Source organism: Paenibacillus xanthanilyticus, from assembly GCF_042682185.1.
GTDB classification, from domain to species: Bacteria; Bacillota; Bacilli; order Paenibacillales; family Paenibacillaceae; genus Paenibacillus_Z; species Paenibacillus_Z xanthanilyticus.
The window spans coordinates 644,317-666,066 of record NZ_JBHUHA010000002.1 but is presented as its reverse complement, the minus strand read 5'-3'; the positions used below and the strand labels follow the sequence as shown (position 1 = coordinate 666,066).

Here is a 21,750-nt window from a genome sequence, read left to right as displayed (position 1 = left end):
TGAGAAAGGAGCGTTGAGACATGAGAGATCGACAGGCCAGCCGAATGTTCGACGTAACCAATACGATCGCCATTCTCGTATTCGTGCTGCTATGTCTGGCTCCATTTCTTCACATATTGGCCATATCGCTAAGCTCGTCGCGCGCCATCATGTCCGGGGAGGTCAGCATCCTCCCGGTCGAGCTGAACTGGACGGCCTACAAGCAGGTATTCTCCGACATGTCGATGATCCGTTCGCTCGGCTTCACGGTCATGCTGACGGTGCTCTTCACCGTCCTATGCATGCTGATGACGATCGCCGCGGCTTATCCGCTGGCGAAGACGAAGCTGAAGGGCCGCAAGGCGGTTATGTTCATCATCGTCATTACGATGTTCTTCAGCGGCGGCATTATCCCGGAATATATGCTCGTGCGCAATCTGAACTTGCTGGATTCGGTCTGGGCGCTCGTGCTCCCGGGGCTGATCAGCCCGTTCTACCTGATTATTCTTATCACGTTTTTTCAGAATATTCCGGATTCTCTTGAGGAATCGGCGGAGATGGACGGCTGCTCGCACGTGCGCACCTTGATCAGCATCATCGTGCCGCTGTCGCTGCCGGTGATCGCCACGCTGAGCTTGTTCTACGCCGTCGGCCGCTGGAATGGCTTTCAGGATACGCTCATGTACATTACAAGCCCGGAGATGTATCCGCTTCAGTTGAAGCTGTATCAGCTGGTGCAGAACAACATGGTCAGCGAGCTGATGCAGCTCGAAGGCGCGACGGGACAGACGATGCTTCAACCGGAGAGTCTCAAAGCGGCGAGCGTTATTTTCGCGACGGTGCCGATCTTGATCGTGTATCCGTGGCTGCAGCGGTATTTCGTCAGCGGCGTCATGCTCGGGGCGGTCAAAGGGTAATGCGAAGACGCATCCGGCTTCAGCCAACCTGTTGTTGGCCTGGCCGGCGTCGCCGGATGGAGGAGTGCAACATGGGCAAGGACAAGGGAGAATATTCGTTCTCGACCTGCTGGAATATCAAACGCCATCAGACGGGAAGCGGCATGATCGAGGAAATCCGGGAGCTGGGCTTCCGCCGCGTCGAGCTGAATTATAACGTGACGCCGGAGCTGCTCGCGACGATCGAGCCGATGATCGAACGGGGCGACATCGGGGTGTCGAGCGTGCACAACACGTTCCCGTACGTGGCGGACTCCGATTACGGCACCGATTCCGTCCTGCTCGGCTTCGACGACGAGGAGAAGCGCAGGCGGGCGATCGAGCTGCTGATCCAATCGGCGGAATACGCCTACCGCTATGGGGCGAAGTCGGTCGTCGTTCACCCGGGCGAAGTGCCGTTCGACTATAACATCGATCAGGCGCTCAAGAAGATTTACAACGAGGAAGGACCGTCGTCGGCTGCGTACGCCAAGCTCTGGCATGAAATGCTGGAGCGCCGGGAAACGCTGGCGGACCGCTATTTGCAGCGGATTGGCGATAGTCTGGAGGAGGTCTGCGATCGCATTGACGCGAAAGGCTGGAAGGTCGCCATCGGCATCGAGACGCGGTCGCGCTGCTATCAGATGCCGACGCTGCGCGAGGCTCGCGCGGTGTTCGACCGGCTGCAGGGCGCAAGAGTCGGGCTATGGTACGACTTCGGCCACGGCATGATGATGGAGCGGATGGGGCTGTACGATAACGCGCGGGACATGGAAGCGATCCGGGATTACGTGGTCGGCGTCCATATTCACGAGACGGTCGGGCTGTCAGACCACTGGTGTCCGTACGTGCACAGCGGCGACATGGAATATTTCGACCATTTCCTCCCGATTATCGAGGCGGCGCCCGTGAAGGTATATGAGCTGAAAGCGGCTTGTACGCCGGAGGACATTGAAATTAGCCACGACAGGCTGCTGGCGAAGCTGGCCGCGCGAGAGGTCTAACGCTCATGGACTTGAAGCATTTGGCCGCTTACGCGCCGCTGCTGTATTTCGATCGCAGGGAGCCGTTCTATCCGGTGCGGGTCGGCGTCTCCGTCCTGCGGGATGGCGGGCCATCGCCGTCCTTTCGGCGCATCTTCTCGTTCGCGGCTGGAACCATCGATTACGTAATCGAATTCGCGATTTATTGGGATTACGACATTCAGCACTTATATGAGTTGGAGCATGTATGGGTGTACGTCGACAAGCACGGCGAGGTCGCCGACGCGGAGGCCAGCTTTCACGGCAAATTCTTGAAGGCGCTCCTGCCCGACCGATCGAATATAGCTGGCCGGACGGTCAGCCTCTATTCGCAGCCGGGCAAGCACGCCTTCTCTCCGCTGCCGATTCTGTTCGAACTGCTGCCGAATGTCAGAACAGCTACGGATCAAGGCGCTGGCGCCGGAGGGCTGACTCTGCCGGCATGGTACAAGGCGCCGAGGCTGCACGATGAGGATACGAATGCGCTCGTCCGGGTGTATCAGCAGGCCCTTCATCGGTTCACGCCGACGTTCGACTTCGTCCCGTACGAGCTTGCGAGACGCAAGGAGCTGTTCGTCCCGTGGGAGACGCTGTTCGAGGAAATACCGGCGCGAATCGAAGCGGAGCTGGACACCATCCGGCGCGCGCTTCATGGCACGAACTTGGAAGGATGATGACGAATGACAATCTACGAGAAGCTGGTCGCCGTCAATGACGACTGGGTCGCGCCAGGAATCGACCATCAAATTATGGACAGCGGAAGCCGCTTCTGCGGCGGAGCCGCCGATCCGGACAACGGCATCGCATGGCCGACCCATACGGGCACGCTGACGGTCATGGCGGTCTGGGGCTGCGCCCTTGTGAACGAAGACTCCCGCTATTATCGCGACGAAGACTTGGCAGCGAGGCTCGAGCTGGCCTCCGCCTTCATCGTTCGCCTCCAGCACGCGGACGGGACGATCTCGCCCGGCTGGACGAATATGCATTCGCCGCCGGATACCGCCTTCGCCGTCGTCGGGCTTGCTCAGCTGCACGAGCTGCTTGAGCGGCACGATTGGGCGGCGCTTGCCAAGACGCGCGCGAACATCCGCCGGTTCCTCGAGCGATCGGCGCCCGCGCTGCTCACCGGCGGCTGCCATACGCCGAATCACCGGTGGGTGCTGGCCGCGGCGCTTGCTTTCCTGCACCGGCTGACGGGCGACGACGCGCTGATCGCCCGCGCGGATGCGTGGCTGGCGGAAGGGATCGACATTACCGAAGACGGCGAGTGGACGGAGCGCAGCAACGGCATCTATAACGGCGTAAGCGACATCATGCTGCTTCATGCCGCCGAGCTGCTGGGCCGGCCCGAGCTGCTGGAGCCGGTTCGCCGCAACCTGCGGATGATGGCCTATCTGGTCCATCCGGACGGGGAAGTCGTCACCGATTATTCTGGCCGACAGGACTTCGGCCAAGCGTTCGATCTGACCGGCTATTTGCCCGCGGCCAGCCTGATGGCGCACCGCGATCAAGATCCGTTCTTCGCCGCCCTGGCGGAGCTCGGCGGCGAATCGCTCCGCCATCCCGGCGCGATCTCGAACAATGGTTTGCTTCCGTATTTGCTCCATCCCAAGCTGCGCGTTTCCGCCGTGAAGCCCGGGAGCCTGCCGGAGCGGTACAAAGTAGTCATCAACAGAGGGTTCGATCGGCAGCATTATTTGAGCCGGATGGCGTCAGCCGGTCACGGTGGACGCATCTATCACAGCCGTCTACATCCCGATTTCGGCGCTCCGGTCGCGCGTCAGCGCGAAGGCGGCACGAGCGTGACGGTCATGACGGAGACGAACTCGTTCTTCGCGCTCCGGCATGGGGCGGCGAAGCTGTTGGGCGTGCAGGTGAGCAGCTCGTTCGAGCCCGGGTTCATCAGGATGAACGAGCTGGAGCAGCTCGATGACGGATACCTGCTGACCGGCGAGGAGACCAAGGGTTATTACGGTCCGATCGCGGCGGATCGCCTTCCCGAATCGGCTTCGGGCGCGGTCAGCCCGTGGTATCTGCTGCCGCATCAGCTGCGCGAGGTGACCCATCTTCAGCACCACCGCGTCCAGGTCGAGCTGACCGAGACTGGGGAAGGCTGGAGGCTGCGCGTGCGGTGCGACATGCCGGACGTGCTGCTGACCCAAATCTCCTTCGTATTCGGGAAGGAAGGGACGATCCGCGGAGGAGAGCGCGCGCCGGCCGAGACGGGGACGCAGTTCTGGAAGGACGGCATCGTAACTTTCGTCAATGGCGAGGACTGGATCGAGGTAAACGGCGGCGCGCATGAGCACCGGGCCAAATCGATTCGCGGCGCCGCCTTCCCGTCGGATTGCCAGACGCTGGTCGTCAACGTGCTGACGCCGTACGACCGGACGTTCGACATACGCCTGTCACCGCAGAATGGCACGAGGGGGAACGCACAATGACGGTCTATATGGACGCGCATGACGGCGCGAGATACGCCTTCGGCGACGACGAGCTCCGCATTCTAGAGCTGCTGGCTAACCGGTATGTCGGCGCCAACCCGCCGATCCCGTTCGTCTATCGCGCCTTCTCGCGCCAAGGCATCCTGCAGAACGCCGAAGGCTTGTACGAGATGGAGCTGGCTTCGCGCTTGCCGCAAGCCGCGCATGGCGACTACGCCTATGTGTACGGTCTGGTGTGGAGCGACAACGAGCGTTCGATCGACTGCAATTTGGAGCCGATCGGCCCGATTAAGCTGTACTTGAACGAGGAGCTGCTGTTCCGCACGTCGGCCGTGGAAGAGATGAAGCCAGACGCGCGAGTCGTCGTTCCGATGGTATTCGCCAAAGGCTGGAACCGGATTCTGATCGAAGCTAGACGGACGCCGGCGGGCTTCGGCTGCCGCTTCGGCGCCGATGAGGCGAAGGTGCGCATCTTGAACGTGCTGACGCCGTTCGCCGGAAGGGAAGGGGCCGCCGGCTGGGTCTATTCCGAGCCGGTGAAGACGTCTCGATACGGCGCGGGCGCTTGGCCGGACGTGCTGCTGCCGGAAGCGGAGACCGGCTTAAGCTGGCTGCCGCGCGCGAGCTGGACGGAGGACGAGGCGGTTGTCCCGAATTTGGAACGGCTGTATGGCCGGCCGGAGACGACGGTGGCCGGTTACGGCTGGACGCGTCTTCCCGTGACGGGCGCTCGCGCGCTCGAGCTGGAAGGACGCGTATATGGTCCGGCCTCGGTATGGCTCGATGGCGAGCTGGTGCTGGAGATGGCCGAAGCAGGGGCGTTTTGCCATAGCGTATCGTCCGCAGCGGGCGGCGGTCAATTATTGATCCGCGTCTTGAGCGGACCGCAAGGATGGGGCTTCGAGCTGAACCTGTCGGCGAACGGCAAGCCGGTTGCGCTCGAGCAGCCTGTGCACGTGCACGGCTGCGGCGGTGCATGGATGTATGCCGGACCGATCGCGGCCGACGCCGGGCTTGCGCCTTCGGCCATGTGCCGGCTGTCCGAATTGCTGCCGGCCGTTGATCTCGGCGGCAATCCCGCAGGCTGCACGTATTGGGAGCTGGATGCGCCGCACACCCGACTTCGACCGTTCTACGAGAATGCGATGCTGAGCAACAAGTGGACGACTGGGACGGCGACCAACTTCGGGCGATGGGATTATCCGCTCGGCGTGACGATGTACGGCCTGCTGCGTGCGGCGAAGGCGCTGGGGCGAGGCGAACTGTCCGACTACGCGATGTCCCATATTCGCAGCTGCACGGACATGTACGACTACTCGCTATGGGACCGCGCCGAGTACGGTTTTCCGAGCGTCAACCACCAGCTCGTGCTGATGCGGATGCTGGACAACTGCGGCTCGTTCGGCTCGGCCATGCTCCAGGCGCAGCTGCAGGGAGGGGACGACAACTTTCCGCGCATCGGGGACACGATCGCGGACTTCATGCTGAACAAGCTCGAGCGGCGCGAAGACGGGGCTTTCTTCCGGCTGAGCGAAGGTGAATACTTCGACAACACGATGTGGGCGGACGATCTCTATATGAGCGCGCCGTTCCTGACGCGATATGCGCTCGTGAGCGGGAAGCGGGAAGCGATGGATGAAGCAGCGCGGCAGTTCTTGTTGTTCCGGCGGTATCTGTTTATGGAGGATCAGCGCATCATGTCGCACGTGCACGACTTCAAATACGGGCAGGCGACGCGCGTGCCGTGGGGCCGCGGCAATGGCTGGGCGCTGTTCTCGCTGACGGAGCTGCTCGAGCATCTGCCGGCGGATCATCCGGATCGCGACTCGTTGCTGGATTTCTTCCGGGCTATGTGCGCTGGCGTCGCGGCTCTGCAGAGTGATTCAGGATTGTGGAGACAGGTGCTGAACGAACCGGATGCGTACGAGGAAGCGTCATGCACCGCGATGTTCGCCTACGCTTTCGCTCGGGGCGTCCGCTTCGGCTGGCTGCAGCGCGATGAGCGATATGCGGAAGCGGCGATTGCGGCATGGCGCGGGTTGACGAGCAAGGCCATCGATCGCTCCGGCAACGTTCACGGCGTGTGCAGCGGGTCGCGGTACTCCTTCTCGCCGGATTATTACATGTACGATCTGCGCACGGTCGTCAACGACAATCACGGCATCGGCATCATGATGCTCGCCGGCGTGGAGATCAATCTGCTCAAGCGACATTTAGGCTAGTGGCGAAAAACCAGCGTCCTCCGGTTGGTGTGGACCAAGCAGGTGAATGCTTCCGAAGCTGCTTTCTTCCAGAGAGCTTTCAGCTGTTCCGGCTCGATACCGCCGACTCTCCCGCTGCTTCTAGACTACGCTTCCAGGCACGGGAGCGCTTGCAAAATAAAACTCGTCCAAGTGGCATACATTCGCTCGCAAGAGCATTTTTTTTAACAGTAGGTTAAGCGCTTAATCCTATTATGAAGGCGGGGATCCGATGAAGACGATCAAGTTGTCGATGGCGCAAGCGTTGTTAAGGTTTCTCGACAACCAATATGTATCGGTAGACGGCGAAGAGATCAAATTCGTCAAAGGCGTCATGGGCATATTCGGGCACGGCAACGTGACGGGCATCGGCGAGGCGCTCGAGCGCAGTCCGGGCAGCCTGGAATTCATGCAAGGGAAGAACGAGCAGGGCATGGCGCATGCAGCGGCGGCGTTCGCCAAGCAGAGCGGGCGGAAGCAAATCTATGCCTGTACGTCCTCGATCGGACCCGGCGCGCTGAACATGGTGACGGCGGCCGGCACGGCGACGGTGAACCGGATTCCGCTGCTGCTCCTGCCCGGCGACAACTTCGCCTGCCGACAGCCCGACCCGGTGCTGCAGCAGCTCGAAGTGCCGAGCGATTATACGGTATCGGCGGTCGATGCCTTCCGCCCGGTCAGCCGGTATTGGGACCGGATCACGCGGCCGGAGCAGCTGATCACAGCCGCGCTGCAGGCGATGCGCGTGCTGACCGATCCGGCGGAGACGGGTGCCGTCACGTTGGCGCTGCCGCAGGACGTGCAAGCGGAGACGTACGATTATCCGGCCGCCTTCTTCGAGAAGCGCGTACATGTGCTGGATCGCCGTCCTCCCGCGAGGGAAGCGATCCGGCGCGCGGTCGAGCTGCTGGCCGGTAAGCGGAAGCCCTTGCTGATCGCAGGCGGCGGCGTCCATTACAGCGATGCGACGGCGGAACTGGCTGCGTTCGCGACGGCCTTCGGCCTCCCGGTCGCCGAGACGCAGGCGGGCAAGAGCGTGCTGCCTTGGGATCATCCGCTCAACATGGGCGGCGTCGGCGTCACGGGGACACTCGCGGCGAACAAGCTGGCGAAGGAAGCGGACATCATTATCGGCGTCGGTACGCGTTATTCGGACTTCACGACGGCGTCGAAGTCGGCGTTCGGCAATCCGGACGCGCATTTCATCAACATCAATGTCAGCGCTTTCGACTCCGCGAAGCTGAGCGGCATCGCGGTCACGGCGGATGCGAAGGAAGCGCTTCGCGCCCTCCGCGACGCGCTGGTCGAAGCGAACTATGCGAGCGGCTACGGCGAGGGAGAGTTGGCCGGGTTGAAGGCGGAATGGAATCGCGAGGTAGACCGTCTCTACGCAAGCGAGCATGAAGCGGGGCTGGCCCAGACGCGTGCGCTCGGCGTCATCAACGAAGCGCTTCGGCCGTCCGACGTCATCGTCGCGGCGGCGGGCAGCCTGCCGGGCGACCTGCACCGGCTGTGGCGTCCGGCCGAGCCGGGGACGTATCACATGGAGTACGGGTTCTCGTGCATGGGCTATGAGGTAAGCGGCGCTCTCGGCGCGGCGCTTGCGGAGCCGAACCGGGACGTCTACGCGGTCGTCGGCGACGGCAGCTACCTGATGCTCCATTCCGAGCTGGTCACGAGCCTGCAGGAGGGCGTCAAGATCACGGTGCTGCTCTTCGACAACAGCGGCTTTCAATGCATTCATAACCTGCAGCGCGGACATGGCAGCGACGGCTTCGGCAACGAATTCCGTTATCGCGAGCGCGCCACCGGCCGGTTAACCGGGAACTACATGCCGATGGATTTCGCCGCCCATGCGCGCAGCTTGGGCGCCAGCGCCTATACTGTCCGCACGTCTGAGGAGCTTCGCGAGGCAATCGAGCAGGCGCGTAAGGAGCCGGTCTCGACGCTGATCGAGATCAAGGTACTGCCCGGCACGAATACGGACGGCTACGAATCGTGGTGGCGGGTCGACGTGCCGGCGGTGTCCGAAAGCCCGAAAGTGACAGCCGCGCACAACGCGATGGCGGAGCGGATCGGCCAAGCAAGAGAGCTGTAAAGACATAGCGAGGAGGAAGCAGGCATGAGCGACAAACGACCTTTCCGCATCGGCGTTCATCCGATTAACTGGGTGGGCGAGGACGTCCGCGAGCATGGGGCGGATACGACGTATGAGACGATTTTGGACGATATTCGGCGGCTGGGATTAACCGGCACGGAGATGGGGCGCAAATATCCGCAGGACCCGGCGGTGCTGAGGCAGGAGCTCGATTCTCGGGGCATTCAGCTCGTCTCCCAGTGGAAATCCGTCCTGCTGTCCGACCCCGCGTACCGGGAGCAGGAGCTGGCGGCTTACCGGGCGCATTGCGAATTTCTGAGCGGCATGGGCAGCAAGGTCATCAGCACGGCGGAGGTCGGCGGCTCGCTCCACTTTGATCCTCGCCGTACGCCGAACGAGAAGGAGGTGCTCCGTCTCGACGACGCCGGCTGGCGCGCCTTGGCGGAAGGGCTGAACGCGGCCGGCAGCATCGCGCGCGAATACGGCATGAAGCTGACGTACCACCACCATGGCGGCACCGTGGTGGAGTCTGGCGAGGAGATCGATCGCCTGATGGCGTTGACCGATCCTTCGCTTGTCTGGCTCCTGTACGATACCGGGCACGCCTATTATGGCGGTGCCGACCCGCTGCAGGTGCTGCGCAAGTATTACGACCGCATCGCATACATCCATCTCAAGGACGTCCGCCCGGACGTGCTGGCCGAGGCTCGCGCGGAGGGCGCTGATTTCGTCACCTGTATTCGCAAGGGCGTGTTCACGGTGCCGGGCGACGGCTGTATCGACTTCGCGCCGATCGTCGGGGAGTTGGTCGAGCGGGGTTATGACGGCTGGGCGATGCTCGAGGGCGAGCAGGATCCGGCGCTTCATCCGGCCTATGAATATGCGCGCAAGGCGCTGGACTATATCGACACGCTGATTCCGGTCGGCGGGCGGGAAGGAGCCGACCATGACCAATAACGCCATCGCGTTCAATGCGGCGAAGCCGCTCGATTTCGTCGCCATCGGCCGATTGTGCATCGATCTGAACGCCAACGAGATCAACCGGCCGATGGAGGAGACCATCACGTTCACTAAGTACGTCGGCGGCTCGCCGGCGAACATCTGCATCGGCATGTCCCGGCTCGGGCTGAAGACCGGCTTTATCGGCAAAGTAGCGAACGACCAGATGGGCCGGTTCATTACCGGTTATCTCGAGCGGGAAGGCATCGACGCCTCGGGCGTCTCGATCGACCGGACGGGGGCCGTTACGGGGCTCGCGTTCACGGAGATCAAAAGTCCGACGGATTGCAGCATCCTGATGTACCGGGACAACGTCGCCGACCTGCTGCTCGAAGCGGGCGAAGTGCCGGAAGCGCTTATCCAAGGCGCCAAGATGCTGCTCATCTCCGGCACGGCGCTGGCGAAGAGCCCGTCGCGCGAAGCGGTGTTCCAAGCGCTGGAGTACGCCAAGAAACACGGCGCCGTCATCGCCTTCGATCTGGATTACCGGCCATACACGTGGACATCCGACGAAGAGACGGCGGTCTACTATAACCTCGCGGCGGAGAAGTGCGACATCATCATCGGGACGCGGGAAGAGTTCGACATGATGGAGCGCCTCGGGAACAACCCGGAGCGGGACGACCATATTACGGCGGCGAAGTGGTTCGACCATTCGGCCAACATCGTCATCATCAAGCACGGCAAGGACGGCTCCATCGCCTACACGAAGGACGGCGACTCCCACCGGGCAAGAAGCTTCCCGGCCAAGGTCGTCAAGACCTTCGGCGCGGGCGACTCTTACGCGGCCGGCTTCCTGTACGGACTCATGCAGGGCTGGACGATCAGCGCCAGCATGGAGTTCGGCAGCGCCGCGGCGTGCATCGTCATCTCGAGCCACAGCTGTTCGGACGCGATGCCCAAGGCGCCGCAGGTGCATGAACATATCGAGCGCTGTCTGAGGGGCGAGATTACGAATGACTAACTTACTAACTAAATAAATAGCGAAGTTGAATTTGAGATTGAGAACAAGGCGCGAAGCAGGCGGGGGTGAATCTGGAGAAGCAAAGGTGAATGCTGCGCTACCCGGATGGAAGCTCAAACCAATCACCTGCGGCGTTCGCCTTTGTTCACGGACTCCCCCCTTTGCTAATTCATTCATGGAGTCCGTGAACAACAGCGATCATAAGATCACCCCCAGATGCGTAGCGAAATCCTTGTTAGAAATATTATTTCAACGAAAGCGGGGAACCACCAATGACCAACGCAACCGTCCAAACCTTGAACAACCTCATCGGCGGCCAATGGGTGCCGTCCCGTTCCGGTCGCACCGAGCCGGTCTACAATCCGGCGACTGAAGAAGTGCTCGCCCACGTGCCGATCTCCTCCCGCGAAGAGCTCGACGAAGCGGTCGCCGCCGCGAAGGACGCGTTCCGCAGCTGGAGCAAGACGCCGGTGCCGCGCCGCGCGCGCGTGCTGTTCAAGTACCAGCAGCTGCTCGTCGACCATTGGGATGAGCTGGCGCGCCTCATTACGCGGGAGAACGGCAAAAGCTACACCGAGGCGTACGGCGAAGTGCAGCGCGGCATCGAATGCGTCGAATTCGCGGCGGGCGCGCCGTCGCTCATGATGGGCAAGCAACTGCCGGATATCGCCTCCAACCTCGAATCGGGCATGTACCGCTATCCGATCGGCGTTGTCGGCGGCATTACGCCGTTCAACTTCCCGATGATGGTGCCGTGCTGGATGTTCCCGCTCGCGATCGCCTGCGGCAACGCATTCGTGCTGAAGCCGTCGGAGCGGACGCCGCTCTTGGCGGCCCGGCTCGCGGAGCTGTTCGCGGAAGCCGGCTTGCCGGCGGGCGTGCTGAACATCGTCCATGGGGCGCATGACGTCGTGAACGGCATCCTGGAGAACCGGGACGTCGCCGCGGTATCCTTCGTCGGCTCGCAGCCGGTCGCCGAGTATGTCTACAAGAACGGCACGGCCAACGGCAAACGCGTCCAAGCGCTGGCCGGCGCCAAAAACCATTCGATCGTCATGCCGGATTGCGACCTCGATGCATCCGTCAACCAGATCGTGACCGCCGCATTCGGCTCGGCGGGCGAGCGCTGCATGGCATGCGCGGTCGTCATCGCGGTCGGCGAGGTCGCGGATGCGCTCGTGGCGAAGCTGCAGGAGGCGGCGGACGCCATCACGATCGGCAACGGGTTGGAAGAAGGCGTATTCCTCGGACCGGTCATTCGCGATTCCCATAAGGCGCGGACGCTGGGCTACATCGAGGCGGGCGAGCAGGAAGGCGCGACGCTGCTGCGAGACGGCCGCAAGGACGCCGCGGCGAGCGAAGGCGGCTACTTCGTCGGACCGACGATTTTCGATCATGTCAGCTGCGAGATGAAGATCTGGAAGGACGAGATATTCGCGCCGGTGCTCTCCGTCATGCGCGCCGCCACGCTGGACGAAGCGATCGAGATCGCGAACCGCTCGTCGTTCGCCAACGGAGCGTGCCTCTTCACGCAGAACGGCAGTCACGTACGCCAATTCCGCGAGACGATCGACGCCGGCATGCTCGGCATCAACCTCGGCGTACCCGCGCCGATGGCGTTCTTCCCGTTCTCCGGCTGGAAGGAGTCGTTCTACGGCGACCTCCATGCCAACGGTACGGACGGCGTCGAATTCTACACGCGCAAGAAGATGGTCACGGCGCGCTGGTAGTCGAGTTCTACGAACACGCAACGACGTCAACCAACGAACGACAACCGGCGTATACGTCAAAATAAACGAGGAACGGGCGCGCTCGCGATGGCGCGACGCGCCGGATTGGGAGGAGCGGCAGCATGGGCAAGGTGAGAGTAGGCATTATCGGCGCGGGGCGCATCGGCAAGATCCATGCCGACAATTTGCTTCGCATGGCAGACGCGGAGGTCGTCGCGGTCAGCGATCTGTTCGCGGGCGAGGAGCTGCGGGCGTGGGCGAGCGAGCGCGGCATCGGCCTCGTGACGACGGACAGCGCGGAGCTGATCGGACATCCGGGGATCGACGCGATTTTCATTTGCTCCTCGACGGACACGCACGTGCCGCTGATCGTGCAGGCGGCGGAAGCGGGCAAGCATATTTTCTGCGAGAAGCCGGTCAGCATGGACGTGAACCGGACGCGGGAAGCGCTCGAGTCGGTCAGCAAGGCTGGCGTGAAGCTGCAGATCGGCTTCAACCGCCGGTTTGACCACAACTTCATGCGGCTGCGCGAGCTGGTCGGTCAGGGGCGTGCCGGCGATCCGCATTTAATCAAAATCACGTCGCGGGATCCGAATCCGCCGAGCGCGGCCTACATTCAAGTATCCGGCGGCATCTTCATGGACATGGCGATTCACGACTTCGACATGGCGCGCTTCTTGGCGGGCAGCGAAGTGGAGACCGTCTTCGCGCAAGGCGCGGTGCTAGTCGATCCGGTCTTCGCCGAATACGGCGATCTCGACACCGCGATCACGACGCTTACCTTCGCCAGCGGGGCGATGGCGGTCATCGACAACAGCCGCCGCGCCGCCTACGGGTATGATCAGCGCGTCGAGGTGTTCGGCTCCAAGGGCGCGCTATCCGCCGACAACGATTACCCGAACACGGTCGTCGTCAGCGATGAGGCTGGAGTAAGCCGCGACAAGCCGCTGCATTTCTTCCTGGAGCGCTACAATGACGCGTACATCGAAGAGACGAGACAATTCATCGACAGCGTACGGCATGACCGGCCGCTCGCGGTCGAAGGCTTCGACGGGCTGCAGGCGGAGCTGATCGCCCGGGCGGCTAAGGAATCCGTGAAGCTGGGCAGGCCGGTGAAGCTGGCGGAGCTGACCTCGCTCGCATAATTAGGGAACGGAGAGTGAATCGCCCAATGGCTAATTTAATCGTACCTGCACAATCCGAACCCGGATTGGACGGGCGCATACTATCGATCACGCCGGAATCCGCGGGCTGGAATTACGTCGGATTCGAGGTGTTCAAGCTGGTGCCGGGGCAGTCGCTCCATCGTGCGACCGGCGATCAAGAAGCATGCTTGGTGCTGGTGAGCGGCAAGGCGGACGTGTCGACGAGCGGCGCGACCTGGAGCGGCATCGGCGAGCGGATGAGCGTCTTCGAGCAAATCCCGCCTTACTCGGTCTACGTGCCCAGCGGCGATGCTTACAACGTAACGGCGCTGACGGAGCTGGAGCTTGCCATCTGTCTGGCTCCGGGAGGGGGCGGACGCGAAGCACGTCTGATCGCGCCGGCGCAGGTCGGCGTCGAGCACCGGGGCAGCGGCAATATGGCCCGGCTCGTGCACAATATTCTGCCGGAGAGCGAGCCGGCGGACAGCCTGCTCGTCGTCGAGGTGTTCACGCCCGGCGGGCATTGGTCGAGCTATCCGCCGCATAAGCATGACCGCGACTTCCTGCCCGAGGAATCGCTGCTGGAGGAAACCTATTATTACCATACGAATCCCGTCCAGGGGTTCGCAGTGCAGCGCGTCTATACCGACGATCGTTCGCTGGATGAGACGCTGGCCGTCGCCGACGGGCAGGCGGTGCTCGTGCCGAAGGGGTATCATCCCGTGTCGGCGCCGCCGGGCTACGACGTCTACTACTTGAATGTCATGGCCGGACCGACGCGCACGTGGAAGTTCTACAACGATCCGGACCATGCGTGGCTGATGCCGCCGCAGTCGGCCAGATAATCGTTGAAAGCGGTCTCTTTTGCGCGCATAATGGAACTGTAACCGATTACCGGCGAATGGAGAGCGTAAAGCATGAAAGCGACCATATATGACGTTGCCAAAGAAGCCGGCGTATCGATCGCGACCGTATCCCATGTCATTAATGGCAAAGGGAAAATCAGCAGGGAACGGCGCGAAGAAATCACGCGGATCATGGTGCGCATGGGCTACAAGCCGAGCATGATCGCTTCCGCGCTTACCGGCAAGAAGACATTTGCGCTGGGGCTGCTCGTGCCGGACATCTCGAATCCCTTCTTCGCCGAGATCGCAAGAGCGGTCGAAGACGAGGGGCAGCGGCACGGCTACAGCGTCTTCATATGCAGTACGGATAACAAGGACGAGAAAGTCGAGCATTACGCCGAGCTGCTGCGGCAGAAGAACGTCGACGGGGTGATTATCGGCACGGGGATGAAGGAGCTGGCCGTGCTGGACCCGCTGCTGCACGGCGGGGTTCCGATCGCCTTTATATCCCGGGAATTCCCAACCGCGCAAGTGCCGTCCGTCGTCGTGGACGATTACGCGGGAGGCGCGGCCGCGGCGGAGCACCTTATTGCGCTCGGACATCGGCGGCTCGCCGTTCTGGCCGAGGAGGAATCGGTAAGCAGCAGCCGCGAACGCGTGCGAGGGTTCCGACATACGCTGACCGCTGCCGGTATCGCCTTCGATCAGACCGATGTGCGGATTAGCGGCATGAAAGAAAGCATGCACCGCGCGTTGGAGCTTCTACGGCAGGGCGATCGCCCGACCGCGATCTTCTGCTGCAACGACATGCTGGCGATCGGCGCGCTGCGGGCGGCCAAAGAGCTTGGGCTTCGGATTCCGCACGACTGTTCGATCGTCGGCTTCGACGATACGGTGCTTGCCTCCGTGACCGATCCGCCGCTGACGACGGTCGCGCAGCCGATCGATCGGATGGGGCAGGCGGCCGTTCAAGTGCTGGTCCGCCTGATCGAACAACCCGATATGCGGTCCGAGCGAATCGTGCTGCCGCCCGCGCTGTCGATTCGGCAGTCGTCGGCGGCATGGGCAGGGGACGAATAGTCAGCCGAATCCGAATATGATTGACAGCCGCGTTCGCGAGAATGCGGTTGTTTGTTTTGTCTTGAGCTATCCGCAATACTGTCCCGTATGGCTTATCATTCCATGGCCGGAGCGGCATAATTCATCCCGATTAAACAAAGCCTTAAATCGCAATCCAATTATGGATTTAAGGAGATCGAATAATGAAAAAAAGTATCGTACTGGCCGCCCTCCTCCTCGCTGCCGGCTGTTCCGGCGATCACGCGACGCCGGAACAGCAATCGGTCGATCCGGTTCGAACCATCGAGACGCAGGACAGCGCAGCCCCATCGCGCAGCATGAATCAGGCTTCGTCCATTGCGTTGGAAGGCGGCAGCGGCCAAGGATCGCTGCGCGCGAAGCAGCTGCCGGGCATTACTGTTCGCATCGGGCAAGGCCAGCTACCCAACGGGGCGACCTACTGGACCGGTCAATATCCGGCCGGCGGACCGTATGGAAGCGGTCAGCCGATGACGGGGTGGCCGACGGGCACGAAGACGCAGCAGCCGGCCGTCCGGCAGCCCGCTGTCCGGCAGCCGGTCGCACAGCAACCAGCGGCTCAACAACCGGCAGCCGACGCGTCCCAATTTGCGCAGCAAGTGCTGACCATTGTGAACAAGGAACGCGCGAACGCGGGGCTCAAGCCGCTCAGCATGAACGCGTCGCTGTCAAAAGTGGCTATGGCCAAGGCGCAGGATATGCACAACAACAACTATTTTTCCCACCAGTCGCCGACATACGGCTCTCCGTTCGATATGATCAAAGCGTTCGGCATCACATACCGGACGGCGGGGGAGAATATCGCGAAAGGTCAGCGGACGCCGCAGGAAGTGATGACCCAATGGATGAACAGCCCGGGGCATCGCGCCAACATCCTGAAGAACGGCTACACGCAAATCGGCATCGCCTACTACAAGGGCGAATGGGTACAGCAATTTATCGGATAGTTAGCGGTCTCGATCACGACGACAGCCACGTCCAACAAGGACGTGGCTGTTTTTCGTGCTGACTCGGCGTTCTTTTGCTATGGCCGGCTAATCTCCCCGGAACGAGCAGCATTCACATCCGTAAAATAGTCATATTGACGACAGGGGGTGAGCGGATGAGACGCAGAAAGAAGCGCCGGAGAGCAGACAAAACCAGCTGGTTTCATGACTTTTGGGCGGAGATCGTCATCGAAGTGCTCATCCGAGGCGCGTTCAAGGTACTGGCGCGCATATTCAATTGAACACGCGACCTTCGGCATTCAAACGTGCGATCGCCATCTTTTCTAAAGATGGCTTTTTTGCATGGGCAACCGTCCAAGCCTGCCCATTTGCCCCTCTGGCCTCCGCCTCCAGACTGAACCGGGAAATCCCTTCTTGAGGTACATTGAAGGTTGAGGGCTCCGATCTGTTTAACTTCCGTTTAAATTCGCCCGTTAAGATCGCCTTATCAACGGCAAACAGGAGGAATCAAGATGGTACAGGTACACAAAGGGGAATGGGCGGTGGAAGCGCGCGGGCTGGTCAAGACGTTCGGCGACAACCGCGCGGTGGACGGCGTCGATCTGCACGTGAAGACGGGTTCGATCTACGGCGTGCTCGGCCCGAACGGGGCGGGCAAGACGACGACGATCCGCATGCTGGCGACGCTGCTGCGCCCGGATGCGGGTTCAGCCCGGATCTTCGGCCGAGACGTGGCCACGGAGTCGCATATCGTCCGGCAGCTGATCGGGGTGACGGGTCAATACGCGTCCGTCGACGAGTCGCTGAGCGCGACCGAGAATTTAATCATTTTCTCGCGGCTGCTCGGGCTGGGGCGCGCGGAATCGCGGAAGAAGGCGATGGAGCTGTTGGAGGAGTTCGGCCTGACGGAGGCGGCGAAGCGTCCGCTCAAGAATTTCTCCGGGGGGATGCGGCGTCGGTTGGACCTGGCGGCCAGCTTGATCGCGCAGCCGCCGCTTATTTTCTTGGATGAGCCGACGACGGGCCTCGATCCGCGCACCCGGACCCAAATGTGGGAGACGATCCGGAGGCTCGTGAAGACGGGCTCGACCGTGCTGCTGACGACGCAATATTTGGAGGAGGCCGACCAGCTGGCCGACCGCATCGCGGTCATCGACCGGGGGCATGTCGTCGCGGAAGGCACGGTGGATGAGCTGAAGGCTTCGGTCGGTACGTCGTCGCTGCACTTGAGCGTCCATCGGCGAGAGGAGCTGGAGACGGCGCGCGACATCGTGGAGCGGGTGCTGCGCGTGCCGTCCAGCCTCGCGCCGGAGGCAGGCACGATCACCGCGCCGATGGCGGACGCCGACCTAGTGACGGATCTCCTGATGGAGCTGCGCGAGAGCGGGATCAAGCTGGCGGAGATGAGCGTGCAGAAGCCGACGTTGGATGAAGTGTTCCTCACCATTACCGGGCATGGCGCGACAGCTGCGGATACAACCAGAGCGGAGGGGAACTAACATGAATCAAACAACGACTATGACGGCCGGCGCGTCCCGGCCGCTGCGCCAGCGCGCGAGCCTTCGGCAGACGATCCGCCACTCGCTGACGATGGCCTACCGGGGCTTGCTGAAGATCAAGCGCACGCCCGAGCAGCTGTTCGACGTCACGCTGCAGCCGATCATCTTCACTTTGATGTTCACCTATATCTTCGGCGGCGCCATTTCCGGCGACGTGCAGAGCTATCTGCCCGTCATTATTCCCGGTATTCTCGTGCAAACCGTCATCGGCACCTCGATCGTCACCGGCGTCCAACTGCGGGAGGATATGGACAAAGGCGTGTTCGACCGGTTCAAATCGCTGCCGATCGCGCGCATCGCACCGCTCGCGGGCGCTCTGTTGGCGGATACGATCCGCTACACGATCGCGACGGTACTGACGTTCGCGATGGGCTACATCATGGGCTATCGTCCGGAGGGCGGGCTCGACCACGTGGCGCTCGCCGGGCTGCTCGTGATCGTCTGCTCCTGGTCGGTCAGCTGGATCTTCGCGTTCTTTGGCGTCATTGCCCGCACGGCATCCAGCGTCCAAGGGATTTCCATGCTGGTGTTATTCCCGCTGACATTCCTCTCGAACGCCTTCGTGCCGGTCGAGACGATGCCGAATTGGCTGCAGTGGTTCGTCAACATCAACCCGATCTCCCATCTCGTCTCGGCCGTCCGGGATTTGACGAATGCGGGCACGGCCGGATCGGATCTAGCCATTGCGCTGATCGGGGCCGCCGCGATCGTGGCCATCTTCGCGCCTCTTACGGTAAGGGCTTATATGAAGCGGACCTAACCATCGCAAGCGCAGCCTGTTCGGGCTGCGCTTTTTGGCATGCCGACGACGTAACTTGAATTGTTTGGGCGACTCGGCCGTATTACAATTGATTGAACGATAAGCGAACGTTCGATGGCGGGAAGGGGAGAGGGAGACATGGCGGAAGAGACTTCATGGGATAGGCTCGATAAGAGAGTGACGCAAGCGAACAAGATGGCGGGCGCCATTGCATCGGCGGTCTACGCGGCGCTCGCGCTGGCGCTCGTCGCGCTGACGGTCCGGTTCGGCTGGCCGTGGTGGATTGCGGCGGTTGCCGGCGCGTTGGCCGCGGCGGCGATGCTGGTCGAGATCTTCATCGCGCCCCAGCTCGCATACCGGACTTGGCGCTACGCGCTTCACGAGGAAGAGATCGAGCTGCATCACGGTTTGTGGTTCCGTCGCAGGACGATGATCCCTTATGCCAAAATTCAGCACGTGGATGCGAAGCAGGGACCGATCATGCGCAAATACGGCTTATTCGCGATCACCTTCTCGACGGCCGCGGGCAGCCATAAAATCCCGGCCCTGGCCGAGCAGACCGCAGATCGCGTGCGCAGGCACATCGCCGTGAAAGCGAGGATTGCCGATGAGCGGCTCTAACGAACAGGCGGCGGGAGAGGCTAGACGTCTGCATCCCATATCCATGCTGTATTTCGTGAGCAAAGGCGTCAAGGAGCTTTACGGCTGGCTGCCGCTGATTCCCGTCCTCGCGATTACCGCGCCGAAAGTGTTCGGTCCCGGCGCGAGCCGGCTGGTCGTCGCGTCCGTCTTGGCCGGGGGAGCCGTACTGCTGCTTGTGGGGATCGCTTGGCTGCGCTGGCGCAAATTCATGTACCGAATCGATGCCGACGGCATCTATGCGGAGCATGGGCTCTGGGTTCAGAAGAGGCTGTGGATTACGAAAGAGAGCGTGCAATCGCTGGATACGAAAGCGGCCGTATATGACCGGATGTTCGGCTTGGTCAGCTTGCGGCTGGAAAATGCGGGCGCTTCGGAGTCTGAGGCGATGTTCAGCAGCGTCACGCGGGCTGAGGCCGAGCGAATTCGAATCGCGCTCGGGTTCGCGCCGTCTGCAGGCGCGAGTGATGGCCGCGAGCAAAAGCACCATGAAGCGGAGCCGACGCCGACCCCAGCCGCGCCGGGATATTCGGCGTTACCCGCCTCGCACTCGGGCAAGGCTGCCGGGAGCGAAACGACGGTTATCGCGAGAACGCTGAGCAGACAAGAGCTGCTGCTGCACAGCACGACGACGGACAAATTCGGGGTCATACTGCTGCTGGCCGCCGGCGGCATGGGAAAGCTGTGGGATAGTTGGCTGGCCGATTCGGCCGCATGGGACTTCTTCGCGCATCGGCTCGGTGCGTTAGGGATCGGCCTGGCGGCGATGCTTCTCCTATTCTTGTGCTGGCTGGTGGCGGTGGCGGCGACCTACTTGACCGATTACGGCTTCGAGGTGAGGCTGCATGACGAGAAGCTTCATATCGCCAAGGGATTGTTGGAGCGCAAGCAGTTCACGCTTCGCCGGGACCGGATTCAAGCGGTGCATCTCATTGATCATGCCCTGCGAAGACCGTTCGGCTTAGTTACGATCCGATTAATTATCGCGGGCGCGCAAGAGAATAACGAGAAAACGACGGTGTTGTTCCCGTTGATGAAAGAAGCGCATGCAGCCGATTTTCTGGCCCGATTCCTGCCCGCCTATGTTTATCAAAGAGAATGGTCCGTCCTGGATCGATCGGCGAGGCGGCACTATGTCTTCATTCCCGCGTTCATCTGCGGGCTGCTCGCGATGCCGGCGATGATCTGGATACCCGGCGGCTTCGGCTGGTTGGCGCTGCTCCTGCCGGCCTTCGCCTGGTTGGCGGGCGAGCTGTCTTACCGGCAGACCGGTTGGGCGATGCATGGCGACCAGCTAGCCATACGCAAAGGCTTGTTCGCACGCCACCGCATTCTGATGCCAAGACGTCGCGTTCAGTGGTACCGGATGACCGAGACGCCGTTCCAGCGCACACGCGGCACCGCTTCGCTGAAGGTGACGCTTGCTTCGGGCCAAGCGGGCAAGCCGGCGGACATCGCGCACCTGCCGAAGCCGCAGGCGGAAGCGATCTTGCGCTTCCTGTCGCGTCGTTAGGACCGCGGCGGAAGTTTTCCAATATCGGGCACGGCAGGTCAAAGTTTGTTAGCGCTTGCTAGACGGCTTGATCGGTCCGGTGCTATACTGGAATACGGGTGAAGCAGACGATGAATAAGGAAACGACGAACGAAGAAATCGCGGAAAACCAAGAGCAAGAGCAAGATCAAGCGGCCAAAGCGCAAGAGCAATTAGGCGAGCTGGTAAGGGCGGTTTTCCATAACGGCCTTGTCGCATTGAAGACGCACTTCGAGGATGTCGAAGGACAAGTCGTGAACCAAGAGGTTTACGGACCGGTGTTCATGTATCAAGTGAAGGACGATTCGGACAACGCGTACGTGACCGGCTTTTTGCTTCGCGAGCTGGTGGCTCGATTCCAATCGGGCAAGGATCCCGCCTCGTGGCTGGCTTCCTTCTTCTATGAGCTCATGAAAACCCCTGGCGGCAAAATGCTGCCAAGACCTCCGGCCAATGAAGACGAAGCGAAAGCGATGATCGACAACGTGCTTGTGCCGCAATGCATCGCGGCGGTGAAAGAGGAGTTCGAAGGGCTGGACGTTCACGTCGGGCTGCAGTGGCACAACGAATACGGTCCGGTATTTGAATCAGGCTTCCCGGAGATCAAGGACGGCAACAACGTGTGCGCGGTTCCACTCCATCTGCTGCTGACGCAAATGCTCCTTAACCGGGATCCGTCGGAAATCATCATTCAAGGGTTATACAATATTCGCAAAGAACACGGGCTGGAATCATAACCGGGAAACACGCCGCACAGGCGTGTTTTTTATTTGGGGATGTTTGGCGACGGGGGCATCATCCACGTGGTCATCCGT

19 protein-coding genes are annotated in these 21,750 nt (G+C 61.6%); all 19 read left to right on the top strand.

What is annotated here, in order from left to right:
* Positions 1-20: 20 nt before the first annotated feature.
* The 19 genes from ACFSKT_RS20030 (at position 21) to ACFSKT_RS19940 (ending at position 21,672) form a co-directional block, all read left to right on the top strand.
* Positions 21-896, top strand: coding sequence for a carbohydrate ABC transporter permease (locus ACFSKT_RS20030; protein ID WP_377718445.1), 876 nt, complete (start codon positions 21-23; stop codon positions 894-896).
* Positions 897-967: 71 nt separating this feature from the next.
* Positions 968-1,918, top strand: coding sequence for a sugar phosphate isomerase/epimerase family protein (locus tag ACFSKT_RS20025; protein ID WP_377718446.1), 951 nt, complete (start codon positions 968-970; stop codon positions 1,916-1,918).
* A 5-nt stretch (positions 1,919-1,923) separates the two neighbouring features.
* On the top strand, positions 1,924-2,610 hold the full coding sequence (locus ACFSKT_RS20020; protein ID WP_377718447.1) for a hypothetical protein: 687 nt from the start codon (positions 1,924-1,926) through the stop codon (positions 2,608-2,610).
* A gap of 6 nt (positions 2,611-2,616) precedes the next feature.
* Positions 2,617-4,380, top strand: coding sequence for a hypothetical protein (locus ACFSKT_RS20015; protein ID WP_377718448.1), 1,764 nt, complete (start codon positions 2,617-2,619; stop codon positions 4,378-4,380).
* Positions 4,377-6,602 carry a glycoside hydrolase family 88/105 protein gene (locus ACFSKT_RS20010; protein WP_377718449.1) on the top strand — a complete coding sequence of 742 codons (2,226 nt, stop codon included), beginning with the start codon at positions 4,377-4,379 and terminating at the stop codon, positions 6,600-6,602. Before ACFSKT_RS20015 ends, ACFSKT_RS20010 begins: the two co-directional genes overlap by 4 nt.
* 250 nt (positions 6,603-6,852) lie before the next feature.
* Entirely contained in the window at positions 6,853-8,718 is a 1,866-nt protein-coding gene (gene iolD / locus ACFSKT_RS20005; protein ID WP_377718450.1) for a 3D-(3,5/4)-trihydroxycyclohexane-1,2-dione acylhydrolase (decyclizing), read from the top strand.
* Between the two features lie 24 nt (positions 8,719-8,742).
* Complete coding sequence (iolE, locus tag ACFSKT_RS20000; protein WP_377718451.1) at positions 8,743-9,675, top strand: myo-inosose-2 dehydratase; 933 nt, start codon at positions 8,743-8,745, stop codon at positions 9,673-9,675.
* Positions 9,665-10,681, top strand: a complete 1,017-nt coding sequence (gene iolC, locus ACFSKT_RS19995) for a 5-dehydro-2-deoxygluconokinase (protein WP_377718452.1) — start codon at positions 9,665-9,667, stop codon at positions 10,679-10,681. Before iolE ends, iolC begins: the two co-directional genes overlap by 11 nt.
* A 272-nt stretch (positions 10,682-10,953) precedes the next feature.
* A complete protein-coding gene (locus ACFSKT_RS19990; protein WP_377718453.1) occupies positions 10,954-12,411 on the top strand; it encodes a CoA-acylating methylmalonate-semialdehyde dehydrogenase in 1,458 nt (485 codons plus the stop codon).
* A 122-nt stretch (positions 12,412-12,533) separates the two neighbouring features.
* Complete coding sequence (gene iolG / locus ACFSKT_RS19985; protein ID WP_377718454.1) at positions 12,534-13,556, top strand: inositol 2-dehydrogenase; 1,023 nt, start codon at positions 12,534-12,536, stop codon at positions 13,554-13,556.
* A 26-nt stretch (positions 13,557-13,582) separates the two neighbouring features.
* The gene (gene iolB, locus ACFSKT_RS19980; RefSeq protein WP_377718455.1) at positions 13,583-14,401 is read left to right on the top strand and encodes a 5-deoxy-glucuronate isomerase; all 819 of its coding nucleotides are present in this window, start codon (positions 13,583-13,585) and stop codon (positions 14,399-14,401) included.
* A gap of 72 nt (positions 14,402-14,473) precedes the next feature.
* Positions 14,474-15,481, top strand: a complete 1,008-nt coding sequence (locus tag ACFSKT_RS19975) for a LacI family DNA-binding transcriptional regulator (RefSeq protein ID WP_377718456.1) — start codon at positions 14,474-14,476, stop codon at positions 15,479-15,481.
* A gap of 182 nt (positions 15,482-15,663) precedes the next feature.
* Positions 15,664-16,446 carry a CAP domain-containing protein gene (locus ACFSKT_RS19970; protein ID WP_377718457.1) on the top strand — a complete coding sequence of 261 codons (783 nt, stop codon included), beginning with the start codon at positions 15,664-15,666 and terminating at the stop codon, positions 16,444-16,446.
* Between the two features lie 155 nt (positions 16,447-16,601).
* Complete coding sequence (locus ACFSKT_RS19965) at positions 16,602-16,727, top strand: hypothetical protein (protein ID WP_377718458.1); 126 nt, start codon at positions 16,602-16,604, stop codon at positions 16,725-16,727.
* 231 nt (positions 16,728-16,958) lie between these two features.
* A complete protein-coding gene (locus tag ACFSKT_RS19960; protein ID WP_377718459.1) occupies positions 16,959-17,945 on the top strand; it encodes an ATP-binding cassette domain-containing protein in 987 nt (328 codons plus the stop codon).
* A gap of 19 nt (positions 17,946-17,964) precedes the next feature.
* Entirely contained in the window at positions 17,965-18,765 is an 801-nt protein-coding gene (locus ACFSKT_RS19955) for an ABC transporter permease (RefSeq protein ID WP_377718761.1), read from the top strand.
* A gap of 138 nt (positions 18,766-18,903) precedes the next feature.
* On the top strand, positions 18,904-19,386 hold the full coding sequence (locus ACFSKT_RS19950) for a PH domain-containing protein (RefSeq protein WP_377718460.1): 483 nt from the start codon (positions 18,904-18,906) through the stop codon (positions 19,384-19,386).
* Positions 19,373-20,917, top strand: a complete 1,545-nt coding sequence (locus ACFSKT_RS19945; protein ID WP_377718461.1) for a PH domain-containing protein — start codon at positions 19,373-19,375, stop codon at positions 20,915-20,917. Before ACFSKT_RS19950 ends, ACFSKT_RS19945 begins: the two co-directional genes overlap by 14 nt.
* 110 nt (positions 20,918-21,027) lie before the next feature.
* The gene (locus ACFSKT_RS19940; protein WP_377718462.1) at positions 21,028-21,672 is read left to right on the top strand and encodes a hypothetical protein; all 645 of its coding nucleotides are present in this window, start codon (positions 21,028-21,030) and stop codon (positions 21,670-21,672) included.
* The last annotated feature ends 78 nt before the right edge of the window (positions 21,673-21,750 follow it).

Bases quoted from the DNA above. Each gene is read 5' to 3' on its own strand.
- ACFSKT_RS19975 (WP_377718456.1), top strand. From the start codon at position 14,474: ATGAAAGCGACCATATATGACGTTGCCAAAGAAGCCGGCGTATCGATC.
- ACFSKT_RS20015 (WP_377718448.1), top strand. From the start codon at position 2,617: ATGACAATCTACGAGAAGCTGGTCGCCGTCAATGACGACTGGGTCGCG.
- ACFSKT_RS19955 (WP_377718761.1), top strand. From the start codon at position 17,965: ATGACGGCCGGCGCGTCCCGGCCGCTGCGCCAGCGCGCGAGCCTTCGG.
- iolG (WP_377718454.1), top strand. From the start codon at position 12,534: ATGGGCAAGGTGAGAGTAGGCATTATCGGCGCGGGGCGCATCGGCAAG.
- ACFSKT_RS20010 (WP_377718449.1), top strand. From the start codon at position 4,377: ATGACGGTCTATATGGACGCGCATGACGGCGCGAGATACGCCTTCGGC.
- ACFSKT_RS19945 (WP_377718461.1), top strand. From the start codon at position 19,373: ATGAGCGGCTCTAACGAACAGGCGGCGGGAGAGGCTAGACGTCTGCAT.
- ACFSKT_RS19960 (WP_377718459.1), top strand. From the start codon at position 16,959: ATGGTACAGGTACACAAAGGGGAATGGGCGGTGGAAGCGCGCGGGCTG.
- ACFSKT_RS19990 (WP_377718453.1), top strand. From the start codon at position 10,954: ATGACCAACGCAACCGTCCAAACCTTGAACAACCTCATCGGCGGCCAA.
- ACFSKT_RS20025 (WP_377718446.1), top strand. From the start codon at position 968: ATGGGCAAGGACAAGGGAGAATATTCGTTCTCGACCTGCTGGAATATC.
- iolB (WP_377718455.1), top strand. From the start codon at position 13,583: ATGGCTAATTTAATCGTACCTGCACAATCCGAACCCGGATTGGACGGG.
- iolC (WP_377718452.1), top strand. From the start codon at position 9,665: ATGACCAATAACGCCATCGCGTTCAATGCGGCGAAGCCGCTCGATTTC.
- ACFSKT_RS19965 (WP_377718458.1), top strand. From the start codon at position 16,602: ATGAGACGCAGAAAGAAGCGCCGGAGAGCAGACAAAACCAGCTGGTTT.
- ACFSKT_RS19970 (WP_377718457.1), top strand. From the start codon at position 15,664: ATGAAAAAAAGTATCGTACTGGCCGCCCTCCTCCTCGCTGCCGGCTGT.
- iolE (WP_377718451.1), top strand. From the start codon at position 8,743: ATGAGCGACAAACGACCTTTCCGCATCGGCGTTCATCCGATTAACTGG.
- ACFSKT_RS20020 (WP_377718447.1), top strand. From the start codon at position 1,924: ATGGACTTGAAGCATTTGGCCGCTTACGCGCCGCTGCTGTATTTCGAT.
- ACFSKT_RS19950 (WP_377718460.1), top strand. From the start codon at position 18,904: ATGGCGGAAGAGACTTCATGGGATAGGCTCGATAAGAGAGTGACGCAA.
- ACFSKT_RS20030 (WP_377718445.1), top strand. From the start codon at position 21: ATGAGAGATCGACAGGCCAGCCGAATGTTCGACGTAACCAATACGATC.
- ACFSKT_RS19940 (WP_377718462.1), top strand. From the start codon at position 21,028: ATGAATAAGGAAACGACGAACGAAGAAATCGCGGAAAACCAAGAGCAA.
- iolD (WP_377718450.1), top strand. From the start codon at position 6,853: ATGAAGACGATCAAGTTGTCGATGGCGCAAGCGTTGTTAAGGTTTCTC.